General features: G+C 62.9%; 20 protein-coding genes, 1 tRNA gene and 1 pseudogene. 8 read left to right on the top strand and 14 right to left on the bottom strand.

Translation table 11 applies throughout. The annotated features are described in order from the left end of the window. Positions 1–562: 562 nt before the first annotated feature. The 5 genes from AC5P56_RS01690 to AC5P56_RS01670 all read right to left on the bottom strand — a co-directional run bounded on the left by AC5P56_RS01690 (position 563) and on the right by AC5P56_RS01670 (position 2,459). Positions 563–1,066, bottom strand: coding sequence for a hypothetical protein (locus tag AC5P56_RS01690; protein ID WP_495231419.1), 504 nt, complete (start codon positions 1,064–1,066; stop codon positions 563–565). Next, positions 1,059–1,361: a hypothetical protein gene (locus tag AC5P56_RS01685; protein WP_495231418.1), complete on the bottom strand. Its 303-nt coding sequence runs from the start codon at positions 1,359–1,361 to the stop codon at positions 1,059–1,061. Before AC5P56_RS01685 ends, AC5P56_RS01690 begins: the two co-directional genes overlap by 8 nt. Further along, positions 1,358–1,648 carry a hypothetical protein gene (locus AC5P56_RS01680; protein WP_495231417.1) on the bottom strand — a complete coding sequence of 97 codons (291 nt, stop codon included), beginning with the start codon at positions 1,646–1,648 and terminating at the stop codon, positions 1,358–1,360. Before AC5P56_RS01680 ends, AC5P56_RS01685 begins: the two co-directional genes overlap by 4 nt. A 145-nt stretch (positions 1,649–1,793) precedes the next feature. Then, entirely contained in the window at positions 1,794–2,153 is a 360-nt protein-coding gene (locus tag AC5P56_RS01675) for a hypothetical protein (protein WP_495231416.1), read from the bottom strand. Between the two features lie 78 nt (positions 2,154–2,231). Beyond that, complete coding sequence (locus AC5P56_RS01670) at positions 2,232–2,459, bottom strand: helix-turn-helix transcriptional regulator (protein ID WP_495231415.1); 228 nt, start codon at positions 2,457–2,459, stop codon at positions 2,232–2,234. A gap of 82 nt (positions 2,460–2,541) precedes the next feature. On the opposite strand from AC5P56_RS01670, the gene AC5P56_RS01665 reads away from it, so the two are divergent. The 3 genes from AC5P56_RS01665 (at position 2,542) to AC5P56_RS01655 (ending at position 4,267) form a co-directional block, all read left to right on the top strand. After that, positions 2,542–3,033 carry an Arc family DNA-binding protein gene (locus tag AC5P56_RS01665; RefSeq protein ID WP_495231414.1) on the top strand — a complete coding sequence of 164 codons (492 nt, stop codon included), beginning with the start codon at positions 2,542–2,544 and terminating at the stop codon, positions 3,031–3,033. Next, positions 3,018–4,181 (top strand): tyrosine-type recombinase/integrase, encoded by a 1,164-nt coding sequence (locus AC5P56_RS01660; RefSeq protein WP_495231413.1) that lies wholly within the window; start codon positions 3,018–3,020, stop codon positions 4,179–4,181. The genes AC5P56_RS01665 and AC5P56_RS01660 overlap by 16 nt, the downstream gene beginning before the upstream one ends. A gap of 10 nt (positions 4,182–4,191) precedes the next feature. Then, positions 4,192–4,267: transfer RNA gene (locus tag AC5P56_RS01655), tRNA-Ile, on the top strand. Positions 4,268–4,680: 413 nt separating this feature from the next. Here the strand turns inward: AC5P56_RS01655 and AC5P56_RS01650 are convergent. The 5 genes from AC5P56_RS01650 to AC5P56_RS01630 form a co-directional block, all read right to left on the bottom strand. Then, complete coding sequence (locus AC5P56_RS01650; protein WP_046432713.1) at positions 4,681–5,250, bottom strand: YdcF family protein; 570 nt, start codon at positions 5,248–5,250, stop codon at positions 4,681–4,683. 482 nt (positions 5,251–5,732) lie between these two features. Continuing rightward, positions 5,733–6,293: a fasciclin domain-containing protein gene (locus AC5P56_RS01645; protein WP_046432710.1), complete on the bottom strand. Its 561-nt coding sequence runs from the start codon at positions 6,291–6,293 to the stop codon at positions 5,733–5,735. A 177-nt stretch (positions 6,294–6,470) separates the two neighbouring features. Further along, the gene (locus tag AC5P56_RS01640) at positions 6,471–6,722 is read right to left on the bottom strand and encodes a hypothetical protein (protein WP_014648542.1); all 252 of its coding nucleotides are present in this window, start codon (positions 6,720–6,722) and stop codon (positions 6,471–6,473) included. Positions 6,723–6,813: 91 nt separating this feature from the next. Next, positions 6,814–7,059 (bottom strand): hypothetical protein, encoded by a 246-nt coding sequence (locus AC5P56_RS01635; protein WP_014648541.1) that lies wholly within the window; start codon positions 7,057–7,059, stop codon positions 6,814–6,816. A 669-nt stretch (positions 7,060–7,728) separates the two neighbouring features. Continuing rightward, positions 7,729–8,121, bottom strand: a complete 393-nt coding sequence (locus AC5P56_RS01630) for a DoxX family protein (protein ID WP_032958324.1) — start codon at positions 8,119–8,121, stop codon at positions 7,729–7,731. A gap of 117 nt (positions 8,122–8,238) precedes the next feature. Here AC5P56_RS01630 and AC5P56_RS01625 point away from each other — a divergent pair, with 117 nt between their 5' ends. The 3 genes from AC5P56_RS01625 to AC5P56_RS01615 all read left to right on the top strand — a co-directional run bounded on the left by AC5P56_RS01625 (position 8,239) and on the right by AC5P56_RS01615 (position 9,903). Further along, positions 8,239–8,658 carry an H-NS histone family protein gene (locus tag AC5P56_RS01625; protein ID WP_032958325.1) on the top strand — a complete coding sequence of 140 codons (420 nt, stop codon included), beginning with the start codon at positions 8,239–8,241 and terminating at the stop codon, positions 8,656–8,658. Between the two features lie 49 nt (positions 8,659–8,707). Next, complete coding sequence (locus AC5P56_RS01620) at positions 8,708–9,115, top strand: hypothetical protein (RefSeq protein ID WP_014648538.1); 408 nt, start codon at positions 8,708–8,710, stop codon at positions 9,113–9,115. 164 nt (positions 9,116–9,279) lie between these two features. After that, complete coding sequence (locus AC5P56_RS01615; RefSeq protein ID WP_227864596.1) at positions 9,280–9,903, top strand: hypothetical protein; 624 nt, start codon at positions 9,280–9,282, stop codon at positions 9,901–9,903. A 287-nt stretch (positions 9,904–10,190) separates the two neighbouring features. Here AC5P56_RS01615 and AC5P56_RS01610 read toward each other — a convergent pair whose 3' ends face one another. After that, positions 10,191–10,832 carry a glutathione S-transferase family protein gene (locus AC5P56_RS01610; RefSeq protein ID WP_049439245.1) on the bottom strand — a complete coding sequence of 214 codons (642 nt, stop codon included), beginning with the start codon at positions 10,830–10,832 and terminating at the stop codon, positions 10,191–10,193. A gap of 89 nt (positions 10,833–10,921) precedes the next feature. Beyond that, a pseudogene (locus AC5P56_RS01605) lies at positions 10,922–11,188 on the bottom strand (helix-turn-helix domain-containing protein); the annotation flags it as partial. A 122-nt stretch (positions 11,189–11,310) separates the two neighbouring features. Here AC5P56_RS01605 and AC5P56_RS01600 point away from each other — a divergent pair. Next, entirely contained in the window at positions 11,311–11,547 is a 237-nt protein-coding gene (locus AC5P56_RS01600) for an EamA family transporter (RefSeq protein ID WP_232017591.1), read from the top strand. Between the two features lie 453 nt (positions 11,548–12,000). Then, entirely contained in the window at positions 12,001–12,453 is a 453-nt protein-coding gene (locus AC5P56_RS01595; protein WP_014648535.1) for a PA2169 family four-helix-bundle protein, read from the top strand. Positions 12,454–12,544: 91 nt separating this feature from the next. Here the strand turns inward: AC5P56_RS01595 and AC5P56_RS01590 are convergent, their stop codons facing one another. Then, positions 12,545–13,216: a response regulator transcription factor gene (locus tag AC5P56_RS01590; RefSeq protein WP_032958333.1), complete on the bottom strand. Its 672-nt coding sequence runs from the start codon at positions 13,214–13,216 to the stop codon at positions 12,545–12,547. Between the two features lie 312 nt (positions 13,217–13,528). Next, the gene (locus tag AC5P56_RS01585) at positions 13,529–13,630 is read right to left on the bottom strand and encodes a class III lanthipeptide (RefSeq protein WP_014038605.1); all 102 of its coding nucleotides are present in this window, start codon (positions 13,628–13,630) and stop codon (positions 13,529–13,531) included. Positions 13,631–14,062: the final 432 nt, after the last annotated feature.

The raw sequence follows: 14,062 nt of genomic DNA, 5'->3' as shown, positions 1-14,062 counted from the left end.
GCGCGCCGAATTCGATGTGCCTTCTGTCTGCACGCATCGGTGCAGTAGCGCCGTGGTCGGCCGGTCGCCTGGTCGCGGAGCGGTCCACCACAGACCTCGCACCGAAATTCAAATTCTGCGGAAGCGCGAAGAAAGGGGGGCGCGCGTGTCGGGCTGGAAGTCGCTTCAACTTTTGGCCGCCCCCTACTGCTGTGTGGCATCGGCCGCTCTCCTGGTGGTGAACGTCGTGCACTGGTGAACGTGGTGCATCCGGTGCAGCGGGTGCATGGGGTGCGCCCCGTGCAGTTCGCGCCGTTCGGGCCTGAGGCCTGAAAAGACGTACAGCAACAGCCGGGAGCAACAGCGCCAAAGCGGTGGAGCGGAACAAAAGAAAACGGGCTCCGCCTGGTAATACTTATAAGGACAGCACCGGGCGCTGTACGAACAGCCTCAAAGTGGGGCTGACTACAGCACGGGGCGCTGTAGTCAGGGATTCTTACCGCACGGGGCGCTGTACGTGGTCCGCGACTACAGCACGGGGCGCTGTAGGGTGCAGCACGGGGCGCTGCACTGTTTGCGTTTTTCATACCGCCTCAGCTTCTTCACGTTGCAGCACGGGGCGCTGTACTAATTCCGTTTTTCCAGCGCGCGCTCCCTTGCGCTTGCCTGCACTGCGGACGTAGTCAGGACGCTCGTGCTTCCAGCTATCGGAAGGCTTTGCGGTGGCCGACACGTCGAGCGGCCTGTCCTTCTTCCAGTCGATGCGGCGCCAGGTGAATGCGTAGAGCGTCGCCGCGTTCCGGCCGCCCTGCTTGGTGCGTTCGATGATCCGATAGTGCTCAAGCTCCGCTGCGGCCTTCCTGACGGTGTTCTCGGAGTTCCAATGCGCGTCCTGCATCAGTGCCCAGGATGCGCACAGGTATCCGTTGTTGAAGCCGGTGTACTGTCGTGCAAGGTCCTGCACCAGCTTGTGCGCGAATGGGCTGAGCCGCGTGTAGTTCGGATGCCGCAGTAACGTGTAAGGGATGACGAAGGCCATCCCCCCGTCGATATCCTCCCAGCGGTTCTCCTTCTTGCGCCTAGCCATGGGATGCCTTGGCCGGGCTCTTGAGCAGGTAGTGGCGCCGACGACTTGGTGCTGCTGCCGCCTCTTCAATCCACCCGTGCGCCTCCAGCGCCTTGAATGCCCTCTCCACTGGGCGCTGCGAAACGTTGAGGTGCTTGCGGGCCTCTCGAACGCTGAGGGATACCAAGGAGCTCCCTGTGCCGGCTTCCAGCGCGCGCAGCTGGATCAGGAGCGCACACGCAACTGGCCCCAATGATCGGAAGCTGGTTGATCGCAGCTCTTCCTGCGTCAGCTGAACGTAGAACTCACGATTCATCGCATGCGCTCCCGTGCGGCCACCACCCGGGCGGCGCTCTGCAACAGCTGGCCGACACTGCGGCCCCAATCAGCGCCAGCACGATCTGCACGGCGCTGTATCCACTCATGCACGCGGGCCTCGGCAGGGTTCCCCCGGTGTTGCAGAGCGCAGTCACCGCACAGCACGTAGGGCAGGGATGCCCAGCCGAACTCCCGCTCCACCCGATGGAACGTGCCGAACACCGGCAGCAGCGGCTTGCCGCAGGAGTCGCATGCGATGGGTTCAACCGCAGGACGGCGGCTCATGGCGCGCGCTCCTGTCGGCGTGGTGGGGCGCGATCGATGGCAGCTGCCAGGCGCTCGGCGAGTGCCTGTAGGCGAGCCTCAGACAGCGCGGGAAGCGGCGGAGTCCGTACGATGCGGTGTGCAGGGAAGGGGATGATGGTTGCGCTCATCCGACCCTCCGCGTTGTGGTGGCGTACATGACCATCCCGAGGATCACCAGCAGGTCGGGAGGGATCGGGTAGGCAGCGCCGGGATTACTGCGCGTGTAGACGTGCAAGCCACCGGGGCGGGCTTGGATGAATCGAATCGACTGCTGCCCAGCAATCTCCACCGCATAGCAGGCGTCGCCGGCGAAGTGGTTGCGGTGCAGGTCCACATGCAGGAGGTCGCCCGGCTCATAGCGCGGGGCGTTGAGGTTGTCCTGTACCAGCACCTGGGCCCAGCGCGCGGTGTCAGAAAAGTCCGGCAGCGCATCGGGGAAATGCCCGATTGCGGCCGGCAGGGGTTGGTGTACGATGGGCGTCATGGTCAGTTCGTTCCTTGGTCGGTTCGGACGTGGCTTTCACGGCTCACTCCGGCGGCAACCGGGTGGGCCGTTTCTCTTTCAGCGGGGCAGCGCACGGCTGTCCGCCGTCTCCACAACCGCGGCCTCCAAGTAGGCGTCCAGGTCCACCGGCCGGTAGAAGCAGCGCTTGCCCACCCGCAGGTATCGGGGGCCGCGCCCCTCACATCGCATCTTGTCCAGCGTGCTCTTGCTCAAACCGAGCCAGTCTGCGGCAGCCGTCGTGCTGAGCCGTTCGGCCGGCGCTGTCGTGGGCTGAGGGTTGGTCATGTTCCTTCCGAGGGTACGTAGCAAAAGTGCTACGTAGCAAACGCTACTCCCCGGTTTTGGAATATGCAAGCACTTTTGCTACGTGCTATCGTTCGGCATGGCCAAAAAAGACGATCAGCAAACAAACGTCCGCCTCCCGACCGAATTGAAGGAGCGAATCACCAAGGCTGCACAGGACGCCGGGCGCAGCTTTACCGCTGAACTGGTCTTGCGCCTGGAAGCCAGCTTTGAATCGGTGCTTGAGGCTTCGCTGCTGCAGGCGCGCACGGCCGAGCGCCAAGCGCTTGCAGACGAGATCGCACGCTGTGATCACAAGTTGGCGCAGCTGCGTCGGGAGATAGAGGACCACTCCACTATTGATCCCGTCGACGCCGAGGCGCATGGGATTGCAGACGACATGGCGGCCAACGTGGCTGAGATCATCACTGAGCAGCATCTGATCAAGGCGGAGCGCGCTCGACTTGTTGATTACCTTTCGCGGGTCAACGGCGACATTTCTGTGCTTGCGAACGGCCTGCAGGGGAAGCTGACCCACCTCCGCGCGATGGAATCGAGTCCTTGGCCGCCTTCTTGAAGCTCACCAGGTCGGCGCAGCGCGCGCTGAAGCCCGGCCAGTCGATCAGCGAACACGGGATCACCTACACCCGCACCGCGAATGGCGATGGGCGATGGTCGGTCAACGTGATGGTGGCCAGGCGTCGGCATCACCAGGTGGTGGGCTTGGAGTCGGAGGGGTACACCCGCACGCAAGCGGAGGACGTGGTGGCCACGCTCAAGGCTGCCAAGCGCAGCGCGTCCCACGGGGTGCAGGGGAGCAAGGGCAACGCCTCGCAGACGGTCGCGCAGGCGGCTGACGATTACCTGGACTATCTCCGCCGGCATGACGGCAAGGATATCGACACCAAGGAACGACGGTTCCGCGATCACATCAAGCCACACCTTGGGCGCCGGCCGGTGGCCAGGCTGACCGATGATGACTGGCTCGCCTACGTGGCTACCCGGAAGGGCGAGGGCGCCAGCCCGGGCACGATCAACCGTGAGCGCTCTGCGCTGCTGCACATGCTCAACACGATGCGGCGCCGGAAGATCCTCAACGCTGCGCCGCTGCTGGCCCGCCAGCGCGAGCCGCAGGGAAAGCTGGTGTACCTGACGCCGGAAGAGTCGCAGCGGCTGCTGCTGGCCGCGCAGGAGGACGTGTCGCCATTAGCGCATCGGTTTGTGATGGTGACGCTTTACACCGGCCTGCGGCACAGCGCAGCGCTCAACCTGCGGGCTGGCGACGTGGACGTGCAGCGCAGGATTCTGTGGATCGGCAAGGACAAGGCTGGCCGGCGCGAGCAGCCCATGCCGCAAGTGCTGGCGCAGTACCTTGGCAAGGTCATCAAAGGAATGGAGGCTGAGGCTTACCTATTCCCATCGCAGCGCGCGGGCAGTGGCCGGGCCTATCAGATGAATGCCATATTCGGTCGGTGCGTGCAGCGCGCGGGCATCGCCAAGCATGTGACCCCGCACACGATGCGGCACACCGCCGCGACCAACGCTGCGCATGCTGGGCTCGATGCGGCCACCATCCAAGCAATGGGCGGCTGGAAGACAAGAGCTATGGCCGAAAGGTACACTCACGCGGCTTCGATGCAGGACGCTATGGCGGCCCTACAGAAACAGCTTTCCGGCGACGCGATTACACCGAAATTACAACGGCGACCGCGCAAAACCGCCTGAAACCCTTACAGGGCCTATAGCTCAACGGTTAGAGCAGGGGACTCATAATCCCTTGGTTCCAGGTTCGAATCCTGGTGGGCCCACCATAAGAAGCAGGTGCTTGGGCGTCGGGCCCGATGCCTCTACCGCGTCGGCGGAAAGAACATTGGAAATAATTCTCGGACGCCGATAGGGTTCCACGGGATTTACTGCGCATCGACAGGCAATGGACACTTGTTGCCATGACAAGGAAGGCAGCAAGAAACGAATTGGTTGGTCCTCGCCGGCAGGTGCGCGGAGAGTACACGGAGGCGGCCACGCCGGCTGGCTCTATCGCCAGGACCATATCTCCATGGTAACGCTCGAAAGCGGCAAGATAATGGCCTACAGGGAGTACTGGGATCCTTACGTTGCGCTGAGAGACTTCGGGCTGGTCAGGCCCGGTGTTGCCGCTCGGTAGCCCTGAACAGCACACGGCGTCGTGGCGTGATGCGTGCAGCGTGCCTTGGCAGCACCTGGATCAGCTTTCTGGAAGCTCGATCAGGAATCCCCTCCTTATGTAGTGCGGGATCTTCACGTACTCGGCCCTGACGCGTTCGGCGAACTCCGGATCCAGGTGCCAGTCACTCTTGTCCACCGCGAAATAGTTGACCCACTGCGCGGTAACGATTGGCCCTGGCCAATGACGGGCCAGTGTCATCAGATATCGACGCGCGGAACAGATTTTTCCGATGGCAATGACGCTCCGTCTCTCTTCGAGAGGCAGCATGCGCTCGGCAAGCTCGCGCGAGCGCCATACGTTCTCACCAGTGTTCATGGCGAACGGCTCGATGATGAGCACATGCTCTGGAATTCCCAACTCCATGAGGCGGGTAGCCATGGTTTCGGCTTCTGAATCGTGAAGACCTGCGGTCATGCCACCGGAAACGACTGCCTTCCGGAACATTCTCTTGTGCCACAGGGTGACTACTGCCTGGCAGAAATCCTCCACTCCGTGCCGAGTTCCGAAGATCAGTGCGAGATCTGAGCGTACTGCAGGGCGCTCCGGCATGACGTAGTCGCCTATGCGCTCGATGTCTTCCAGTTGCATGGCTGCTTCCCTCATGGTCAATTTGGCTGGCTTCTAAGTTGACCACTGGAGTATTACGGCCTGTGGGTTCTCGAGTTGGTACGAAGACCCTCTTCGACGCGCAGGTCAGGGGGGCGGCCCACAATCTGGTGGTGCATCTCCTGGATACCCCGCATGACATTCGTCGTGATCGCGTCCGCCAGCGCAGTCGCGAGAAAGGCGCAACGTTCCCCATGGAGGTACCCGCTGCCTTCTTTGAGCTGGCGAGCCAGCATTGGGAACCGATGGACCCAACCGAATGCGAGATCTACGACGTCAGGCAATCACCTGGAATCCAAGGCCCCCTTCTGACTGACAGGGATACCAAGGCCCCAACGCCGCTGCACGCTCCTGATACATGAGGTAGCGCGTCATCGCCCCGCAGCCGCGATGCTGATTCATGGGAGGAGACGGCGGCAGCCGCAATGCGGCTGCCGCTCATGTGGACGTCCTGCTGCTTGCAACTACTTCGGCATCAACACGGTGTCGATCACGTGGATCACGCCATTGGACTGGCCGACGTCGGCGATGCTGATCCCCGCCTTGCCGCCCTTGGCATCGATGACCCACAGCTTGCCGTCATGCAGTGCGACGGTGAGGGATTCACCTTCAACGGTCTTCAGCGTGGCCTTGCCGCCGTGCTTCCTGGCATCGGCCATCAGCTGCGCTGAACTGTAATTGCCTGGCACCACGTGGTAGGTCAGGATCTTGGTCAGTTGTGCCTTGTTTTCAGGTTTCACCAGCGTATCGACCGTACCTGCGGGCAGCTTGCTGAAGGCTGCATTGGTGGGCGCGAAGACGGTGAAGGGGCCGACGCCATTGAGGGTATCGACCAGGCCCGCTGCCTTGACCGCAGCGACCAGGGTCGTGTGGTCCTTGGAGTTGATGGCGTTCTGGACGATGGTCCTGGTGGGATACATCTCCGCTCCGCCGACCATCACGGTACTGGCGGCGAAGCTCATTGAAGTGGCTGAGACGAGTACGGCGAAGCTGACTGTGGCGGCTATCCGCTGAAGGGCTTTCACGGCGCGTTCCTCTATAGGATGCCCGCAAGGCGCGGGCATCCTACATACGCGCTGGCGCGGCCCTTGGATGCAGGCAGATGCATCAGTGCGCGTTGTCGCTTGAAACGTCGCAGCGTTGTAAAAGCCGAGTGAACGACTGCCCCAGCCGGCGGCTACGCAGTACGAACTGCGCGCCGCTCAGCGGCGCGGATGGCGGATGTCGGAAGCGCAGCCAGAAAGGCGCGCGTTGCTGATGGCCTGGCGGACACCACAGCCACGGCATGACAGCACGGTTCCACCGGCAACGTGTTCCATCTCATGCTCGTCCCACACGCTCGTCGATCCGCAGGCGGTGCAGGTGGCGACGATCTGCAGTGCGCGGGCCAGGTCGCCCTGCTCCCCAGCCTTGTAGGTGAGATCGGTGATCTGAAAAATGCCGGTATGACTCATGGGAATGCCGGGGGGTGCTTGTTGACGAACGATAGGGCCCACCGGGTATCGGTCGTGTCGGTGCTGTGTTGATGGATGGTTGAAGTGCAGGCTATTCGTCGCTGCGTCGATTGAGCTCTTCAAGCCGTGCGCGGCTGACTGACTGGTGATTGCCGCAGGTTGGGCAACTGAGGGCAGCCGCACCGTCGAGATCGACAAGGCCATGGTTGGGAATGGCCCTGAACTGCCAGGAACACTTGATGCAGGAGCAATCGATTCGGGTGACCTGCAGCAGGGTGCCGTCTGCCCGCGTCACTCCCTCGACGCTGATTACGTAGAACTGTCCGATGTCACGCATGAAGATGAACGAAATCCCTGAATCCGTAGGGCGCCATCATGCTGTTTTGTGGGCCATCTGGGACAAAGGTGGCTTGGTCGAATTCTGAAGAGTTAAGAATTCGAGTGACGGTGCGGACTCGCAGCGGGACAGGTAATCCAACGCCGCGCGAGTGAGAGTTGGATACGACGACGTGAGCGCCTTCCGCAAGGTGTTCCAGAGCATTGTCGGCACGTCCCCGTCCGCATGCCGGGATCATTTCCGTATCCGGCGGCGTGCACAGGGGGAAGGCCGACCTCGGGGGGCGTGGTTGACGGGATGGTGTCGATCCGTCGCCAGCATGCCCCTGTCACCGCACGGGGTTGTCGACCACAGGCATGCTGGGCGTGCGGATGTTGATTCCGATCCCGACAGGAGATCGCATGATGCGCAGTGCTTGTGCGTTCTTCGTTCTGGCTGCATCGCAATGCGTTCGGGCATTCGCGTCCGACGCTGGCGAATCACCCAGGTCAAGACGCCGGCGCCGATCATCGATGGCCTGCAGTACAAGCGCGCCTTCAACGTGGCCGGACCCTCACGGCCGAGGGTTACGGTGCCATCGAGTTCCTGGATGCACAGGGCAAGGTGATCCACACGCTGGCGCCAGAGGCCGAACTTCGCCGCTAGCGCGTGCACACCTCGAATCGAGGCTTACCCGCGCCGACCGCGCCCGTCGATGCTGTAGCGCCCAGCCCCGGTGCAGGCCAGCAGCAGGAACCCACCGGCCAGCCCCAGGTTCTTCAGGAACATGATCTGCTGGGTCTGGTCGGCGAAGTTGTGGTGGAAGATGAAAGCGGTGACCAGGCTGAAGCCCACCAGCACGATCGACACCAGCCGGGTCTGGAAGCCAAGCAGGATGCACAGGCCACTGCCGATCTCGAAGGCGACCGTTGGCCACAGCAGGATGCCGGGCACGCCCATGGCTTCCATATAGGCCTGGGTGCCGCTGAGATCGCCGAGCTTGCCCAGCCCGGAGACCAGGAACAGCGCCATCAGCAGGATGCGCGCAAGCAGGTAGGCAAGCGAATGCGATGAGGTGCTCACAGGGATGTCCTCGGGGATGGCCGACGAAGGCGATCGGAGCCCACCCGCAGTGAAGCCCGTGTCTACGCGGGGGCAAGCCGCCTTGACAGGCGCCGCGCGGCAGTAGACCTTTCCAGCATGACGATCGATATTGAATCGCTCAGCCTGCGGGAGCTGGGCGCCTTGGTGGTTGCCGCTGAACAGCGGAAGCAGCTGATTTCCAACCGCCGTCCTGCCAGCGCGGTGCGGCGCATGCTGAAAGCCGCCGCAGCGGAAGCGGGATATACCCTCGAAGAACTCTTTGGCGATGAAGCCATCGAAGCGGCCGCACCCAGCCGGAAACCGGCACGGCGCAGAACCGGGAAAGTGGCCGCCAAATACCGAGACCCGGAATACAAGCGGCTGACCTGGTCCGGCCGCGGGCGCATGCCGCGTTGGCTCGCTTCCAGGATCCAGAAGGGCCACAAGGTCACCGACTTCCTGATTCCCGGGTTGGCGCGACCGACGGCGCGCAAGGGCAGCCCGATCGGCAAGCGCACGGTCTTCAAGAAGGATTGAACCTGCCACGCTGCTACCCTGCCGGGGTCTTTGAACGAAGGAGCGCGGGATGGCACACGATGCAGGCAGGACGATCACGCCCACGATGCTGTATACCGCCGCGGCCGCGGCCGTGCTGGTCAGCCTGCTGGCCTGGGCGGTGGAATGGAGCGGGATGGCCTATGTCTGCCCATATTGCCGCGTGCAACGCACGGTCATCGGCGTGTTGGGCCTGCTGACGCTGTTCGCGCGCCCGGGCGGCATCGTGGTGCCCTGGCTGTCGTACAGCGCGGGCGCCTTCGCGTTCGTGGTGGCGGCGATGCAGCACTTCAACGGTTGGAAGCGCATTTCCGCCGGCGACTTCAGTTTCAACGAACAGTGGTACATCGATCCGTGGCTGCTGTCGGGCTGCGCGATGCTGGTCCTGGTGGCGCAGCTGATGCTGGTGCAGGCCGCCTGCCGGCGCAGGTTGCACTGACAGTGTCGTCGCTGCGGGAGAAGTGCCGGGTATGGCAAGCGCTCTCAATCCTTCAAAGTGGTAGTGACATCGCGTGTGGCGCGCGATGCTCATGAAGTATGCCGTCGCACAGGATCCTCTACATACTGAATCCATCGGGCAACATGGCACGAAAGTTCAGCGTCATGCGTGATCGTGAAGGCGGCATCCGTTGCGACAAAATGGAACCCGGCGCGATGGATTGCGAACCCTTCGTCATCATCGACGAGCTCCCGGTCGAGCAACCGGCGATCAACTATCTTCAGTTCAAGCGCATAGTCGCTCAATCGGTGATCAGCCTGTCTGAGCCCGGCTACCCGACCAATGTGTACGATGACATCCAGAATCCGCAGAGAAGGGATGCGGTCAGCCAGCATCTGGGGCAGCGTTTCGAGACTTACATCTACCTGGCTTCCGGCGCGTACTCGCTTGGCATCGATGTCTGGGCGCCGCAGAAGATCCGCTATGCTGACGGGTCTACCGCTTCCTACAACTACAGCATGATCAACCGTCGCTGGGAGCCCAACGCCCTCCTTTACAAGGACAGGTTCGGTAACTCCATTCCGCTTAGCGTTACACAGTTGAGCGAGGGGCGAGGCGGCGTTACGCATCGCTTCGAATTCCCGAATGGGAATGCCACCGATATGGGAAGCTTCGTCAATGCGCTCAACAACATCGGTGTCCCGGTGACGGGGGCGGGCAATCAGTCTGTCACCTGCACCAGCACGATCAGGCTGACCGAGGTCAAGGTGACCTGCAACCGGAACTGATGAGGAATAGATCGATGCGAGTTTCACCAGGCCTGGGTTCCACGGTCATATTCGGTACTTCCTTTGTGGGAGCACTGCTATGCGGGTTCGTGTTTCCATCCATGTCGGCAGGTTCCCCGGAGCTGACCCCTTGGATGTTCAACGGCCTGCTGGCGTGCGGTGCGGTTGCGCTTTTTAGTGCTCCCTTTGGCTGGCGGGGTTACCTGGACTGGAGATCGCGTCGATTGAAGTAACGCATGGGGCCTGCGTGACTGCTGGCCCCTTGTTACCTGGGAGGAGGCGCAGCGCTAGGCGTCCTGGAAAACCGCCAGCTGCGCAGCAAACGCACGCTGGTAGGCGGGCCGCTGCGTGGCCCGGGCCACATAGGTGGCGACCTGTGGGTACTCGTCGAGCAGGCCGCTGCTCTTCAGGCGCAGCAGCACCGAGACCATCATCAGGTCGCCCACGCTGAATTCGCCGTCCAGCCACGTTGTCCTGGCCAACCACGTCGATAGTTGGGCCAGCCGCGTCCGGACCCGCTCATCGAGCATTGGCAGCCGTTGCGCGTACCAGGGTTGCTCGCGCTCAAGCACCCAGGCCATGGAGCGCTCGACGATGGGGGGCTCCACCGTGTTCAGCGCAGCGAACACCCACATGATCGCGCGCATGCGGGCGTCCGGATCGCGCGGCAGCAGGCCGGGGTGCTGTTCGGCCAGGTGCAGGGCGATGGCGCCGGATTCGAACAGGGTCCGGTCGCCCTCCTGCCACGTGGGAATCTGCCCGAACGGATTCCGTGCCAGGTGCGCGGGCTGCTTCAGCTCGGCGAAGCTGAGCAGTTGTACGTCATAGGCCACGGCCAGTTCCTCCAGCGCCCAGCGCACGCGCATGTCACGGGCCAGGCCCTGGCCGCGGTCGGGGGAGGTGGCGAAGGCGGTGAGGATCGGTGGCATTGGAGCGCTCCTGCAGGCCGATGGGCCTGCCTTTCCTGTTCCGACGAGCGACGGGGCGGGAAATCGACAGCCCTCGATGCGGGCCTACACCCGGTCCGATGCTGCTTCCGATACTGATCGGGCGTGCACTGCGCGTGCCGCTTGAACATTTCGGCAAACGCGCTGACGCCTGAATAGCCCAGCTCCCCGGCGATGCGGCTGATCGGCTTGCGTGTGCACAGCGCCTCGGTGGCGCGCACGAACTTCACACGCCCACGCCGGCCGCCGAGTGACATGCCCAGTTCACTGCGCGCCATGCGCTCCAGCGTGCGCACGCTCATGTGAGGCCGCTGCGCGATCTCGGCCACGGATTCGGCCGTGCATTTGCCGCCTGCATCGTGCTGATGCAGCGCCGGAAGATTCCGCTGACGGTGCTGGAGTCACTGTTCCTGCAGGCCACGGCGACGTCGCTGATCCTGCTGCCGGTGCAGCTGCCGGAGTGAACAACCTGACCGCGGTGGGCTGTTTCGGTTTCGCTGCGGTGTGTGCATCGATCCTTGCGCCCCTCAGCTGGATGACCGGTCTTTCGCGGTTGGGCGCGGCGCGCGTTTCGGGATTCTTCAGCCTGGTGCCGATCGTGACCACCGCACTGGCGGTGCTGCTGCTGGGTGAGTCACTCAGCGGATGGGGTGCTGGGTGGCAGCCTGCTGGCGGTGTCGGGTGTGGTACTTGCTGAATATGCCGCCAGGCACGGGTGCGGAAGGCCGATGCGGCCCGATATTCCAGCAAGGTCTGCACGAAACGTGCACCTCACGTCGACGTTGTGCGATGCCGTTGCGCTTCAGTCTGGCAACCCCATTCCCCGCCCGCGCAGGAGCCCATCGATGAATACGCCTGGAAAGCCGAGACCCACCTGGAAGCAATGGCACGTGCTGCTGGTGATCCTGGCAATCGCGCTGCTGGTCACTCTGATCATCGTCACCGCACCGTGGTAACGCGTGCAACGCGCTCAGATTCCGTGAAAGCCGACGATGCTTGAAATGACGAAGTCAGCAGGTGTTTCGCATGGTGATGCGTGCATCAATTCGTGCTCACCTGGTTGGCACACGCGATTGCACACAGTGGGGTCGAAGGCAATGCAGATGCACTGCCATTCTCCACTGACTTTCGAGCACACAGGAGCGACGCCATGAGCACCCAGTCCACCATCGAACATCGCCTCAACGACCTGATCGAAATCGCCCGCGATGGCAAGTCGTTCTATGAAGAAGCGGCCACCAAGGTCAAGGATGCCGAGCTGTCGGCACTGTTCACCCGCATCGCTGGCGTCAAGGGCCGCATCGTGGCGGCGTTGAGCGGCTCAGTGGCCGCCAGCGGTGGCAAGCCGGCCGAACATGGCACCGTGGTCGGTTCGATGCAGCAGTTCTACGGCAAGGTTCGAGCCGCTTTCGGTGACACCAACTATGGCTACGTGGCTGAACTTGAAGAATCCGAGGACCGCCTGCTGGGCGCGTTCAAGGATGTGCTGCAGGACAACGAGCTGCCGCCGGCCGTGCGCCAGGAAGTGACCCAGCTGCTTCCGGAAGTGCAGGAGTGCCACAACGTCATGCGTGCGCGAAAGCACGCAATGAAGGCCGCCTGACCGTAGCGGTCGGCCCAATCAGCGGGACTGGCAGCCGGGGCGGTTTACCGCCCCGGCTGTTGCATTTGCGGCCCGCGCCGATGGCCTTTGATCAGGCCGCGTCGTCGTTCAGCATGTAGCCCAGCCCACGCTTGGACTCGATGCTGACACTGGCCGAGCGCAGGGCACGGCGCAGGCGTGATACGTGCGGATCCAACACGGTGGTACCGCCGTCGGCGCCGGCCAGGTGCACGGCAGCACTCAGCACTTCATGGCGGACGATCCGGCCCTGGCGGGCGCAAAGCGCTTCCAGCAGCAGCAGCTGGCTGCGCGGCAGGCTCAGGGGCGCACCGCCTACCAATGCCATGCGGTTGGAAAAATCGAACGTGAAATTGCCGATTCTCAGAATGTGGCCGGCATCAGCGTCGAGGCGCCGGGTAATCGCGCGCAGCCGCGCGGCCAGTTCGTCGAACTCGAACGGCGTGGGCAGGTAGTCATCGGCACCGGCATCCAGGCAAGCGATGCAGTCGGCAGCGTGGTTGTGGCGCCCCAACAGCAGAATGGGCAGCCAGGTACGCAAGCCGCGCACGATCTGCACCAGCTTCAGTGAATCGCCTTCGGGCAGCCAGCGGTCGAGAATGAGGGCGCGGTACTCCACGGCCTGTACCGCGGCCTTGGCCAGTGACCAGGTTGCCACGAGGTCCACCAGCATGTTGCGGCTCTGCAATACGTTGCGAAGCGCCTGTGCAAGTTCGGCGTCGTCCATGGCCACGAGGATGCGCATGCTGCGTCTTTTCCTGATTGCTGGATCCGGCGGGCGTGCAGGCGCACTGCGTAGCGTCCGTCATGGTGGTGAGGTCGCAGCGGGGCCGAGCAATGGTCACGGCTGCAGCACGTGCTGCAGCTGGCTGATCATCCCCCCCCGGGATGCCTGTCCTGGCATTGGCAGATGCAGGACGCGCAGCGCGGGCAGCGGACGGCTGCCTGCCAAGCGATCTCTACGTCGTATGGAGACCTGCCACGTGGCGGTGCATCACGCTGTGGCAGATATCGAGGTGGTGGGCGCGCACCACCACCTCAGGCAAGCCGGAGAGGCTTAGCCGTTGCAGCAGTTGCTGTCGGAGCTGCTGCAGCTGTTGCCCAGGTTTTCCTGCTGGTTTTCGATCATCAGGCGCTGCAGATTCAGGACGCGATTCATATCAACTCTCCTTAGTCGTACATGGGATCGGGAGGCATGCGTGCCTCCCACGCGTTGCGCAATGAAATGATTCACTGCGCGATTGCACCACGCAATCTCAAAGCCCTGTTGCAGTTGCTGAAGAACCCCGGTCTATACGTGGCGGATGGAAAATGGCATTGCCGATTGGAATGAGTCAAGTCAATTGTGGAATGAGAATCGCCTGCGCAATGTAGCGGCAAGGTACGGTGGCAATCATCGATCTGCAGGGACATTCCGGGCGGCTGCATTGCAGCGATAGCCGGCGGATTTCACGCCGTGCTTACGAATGAAGCAGGCAGGGAATCCGCATTCCGCATTTTGCGATGCCTGCAGGCTGGAGCGCCCGCAATGCATCCATCGCGCATTTGCGAGGCGTTCGCGGATGTGTGCACCGGGCAAACGAGCCGTGGA

The organism is Stenotrophomonas sp. YJH_SMC_131 (genome assembly GCF_059367975.1).
This window is presented reverse-complemented; position numbering and strand designations above follow the sequence as displayed.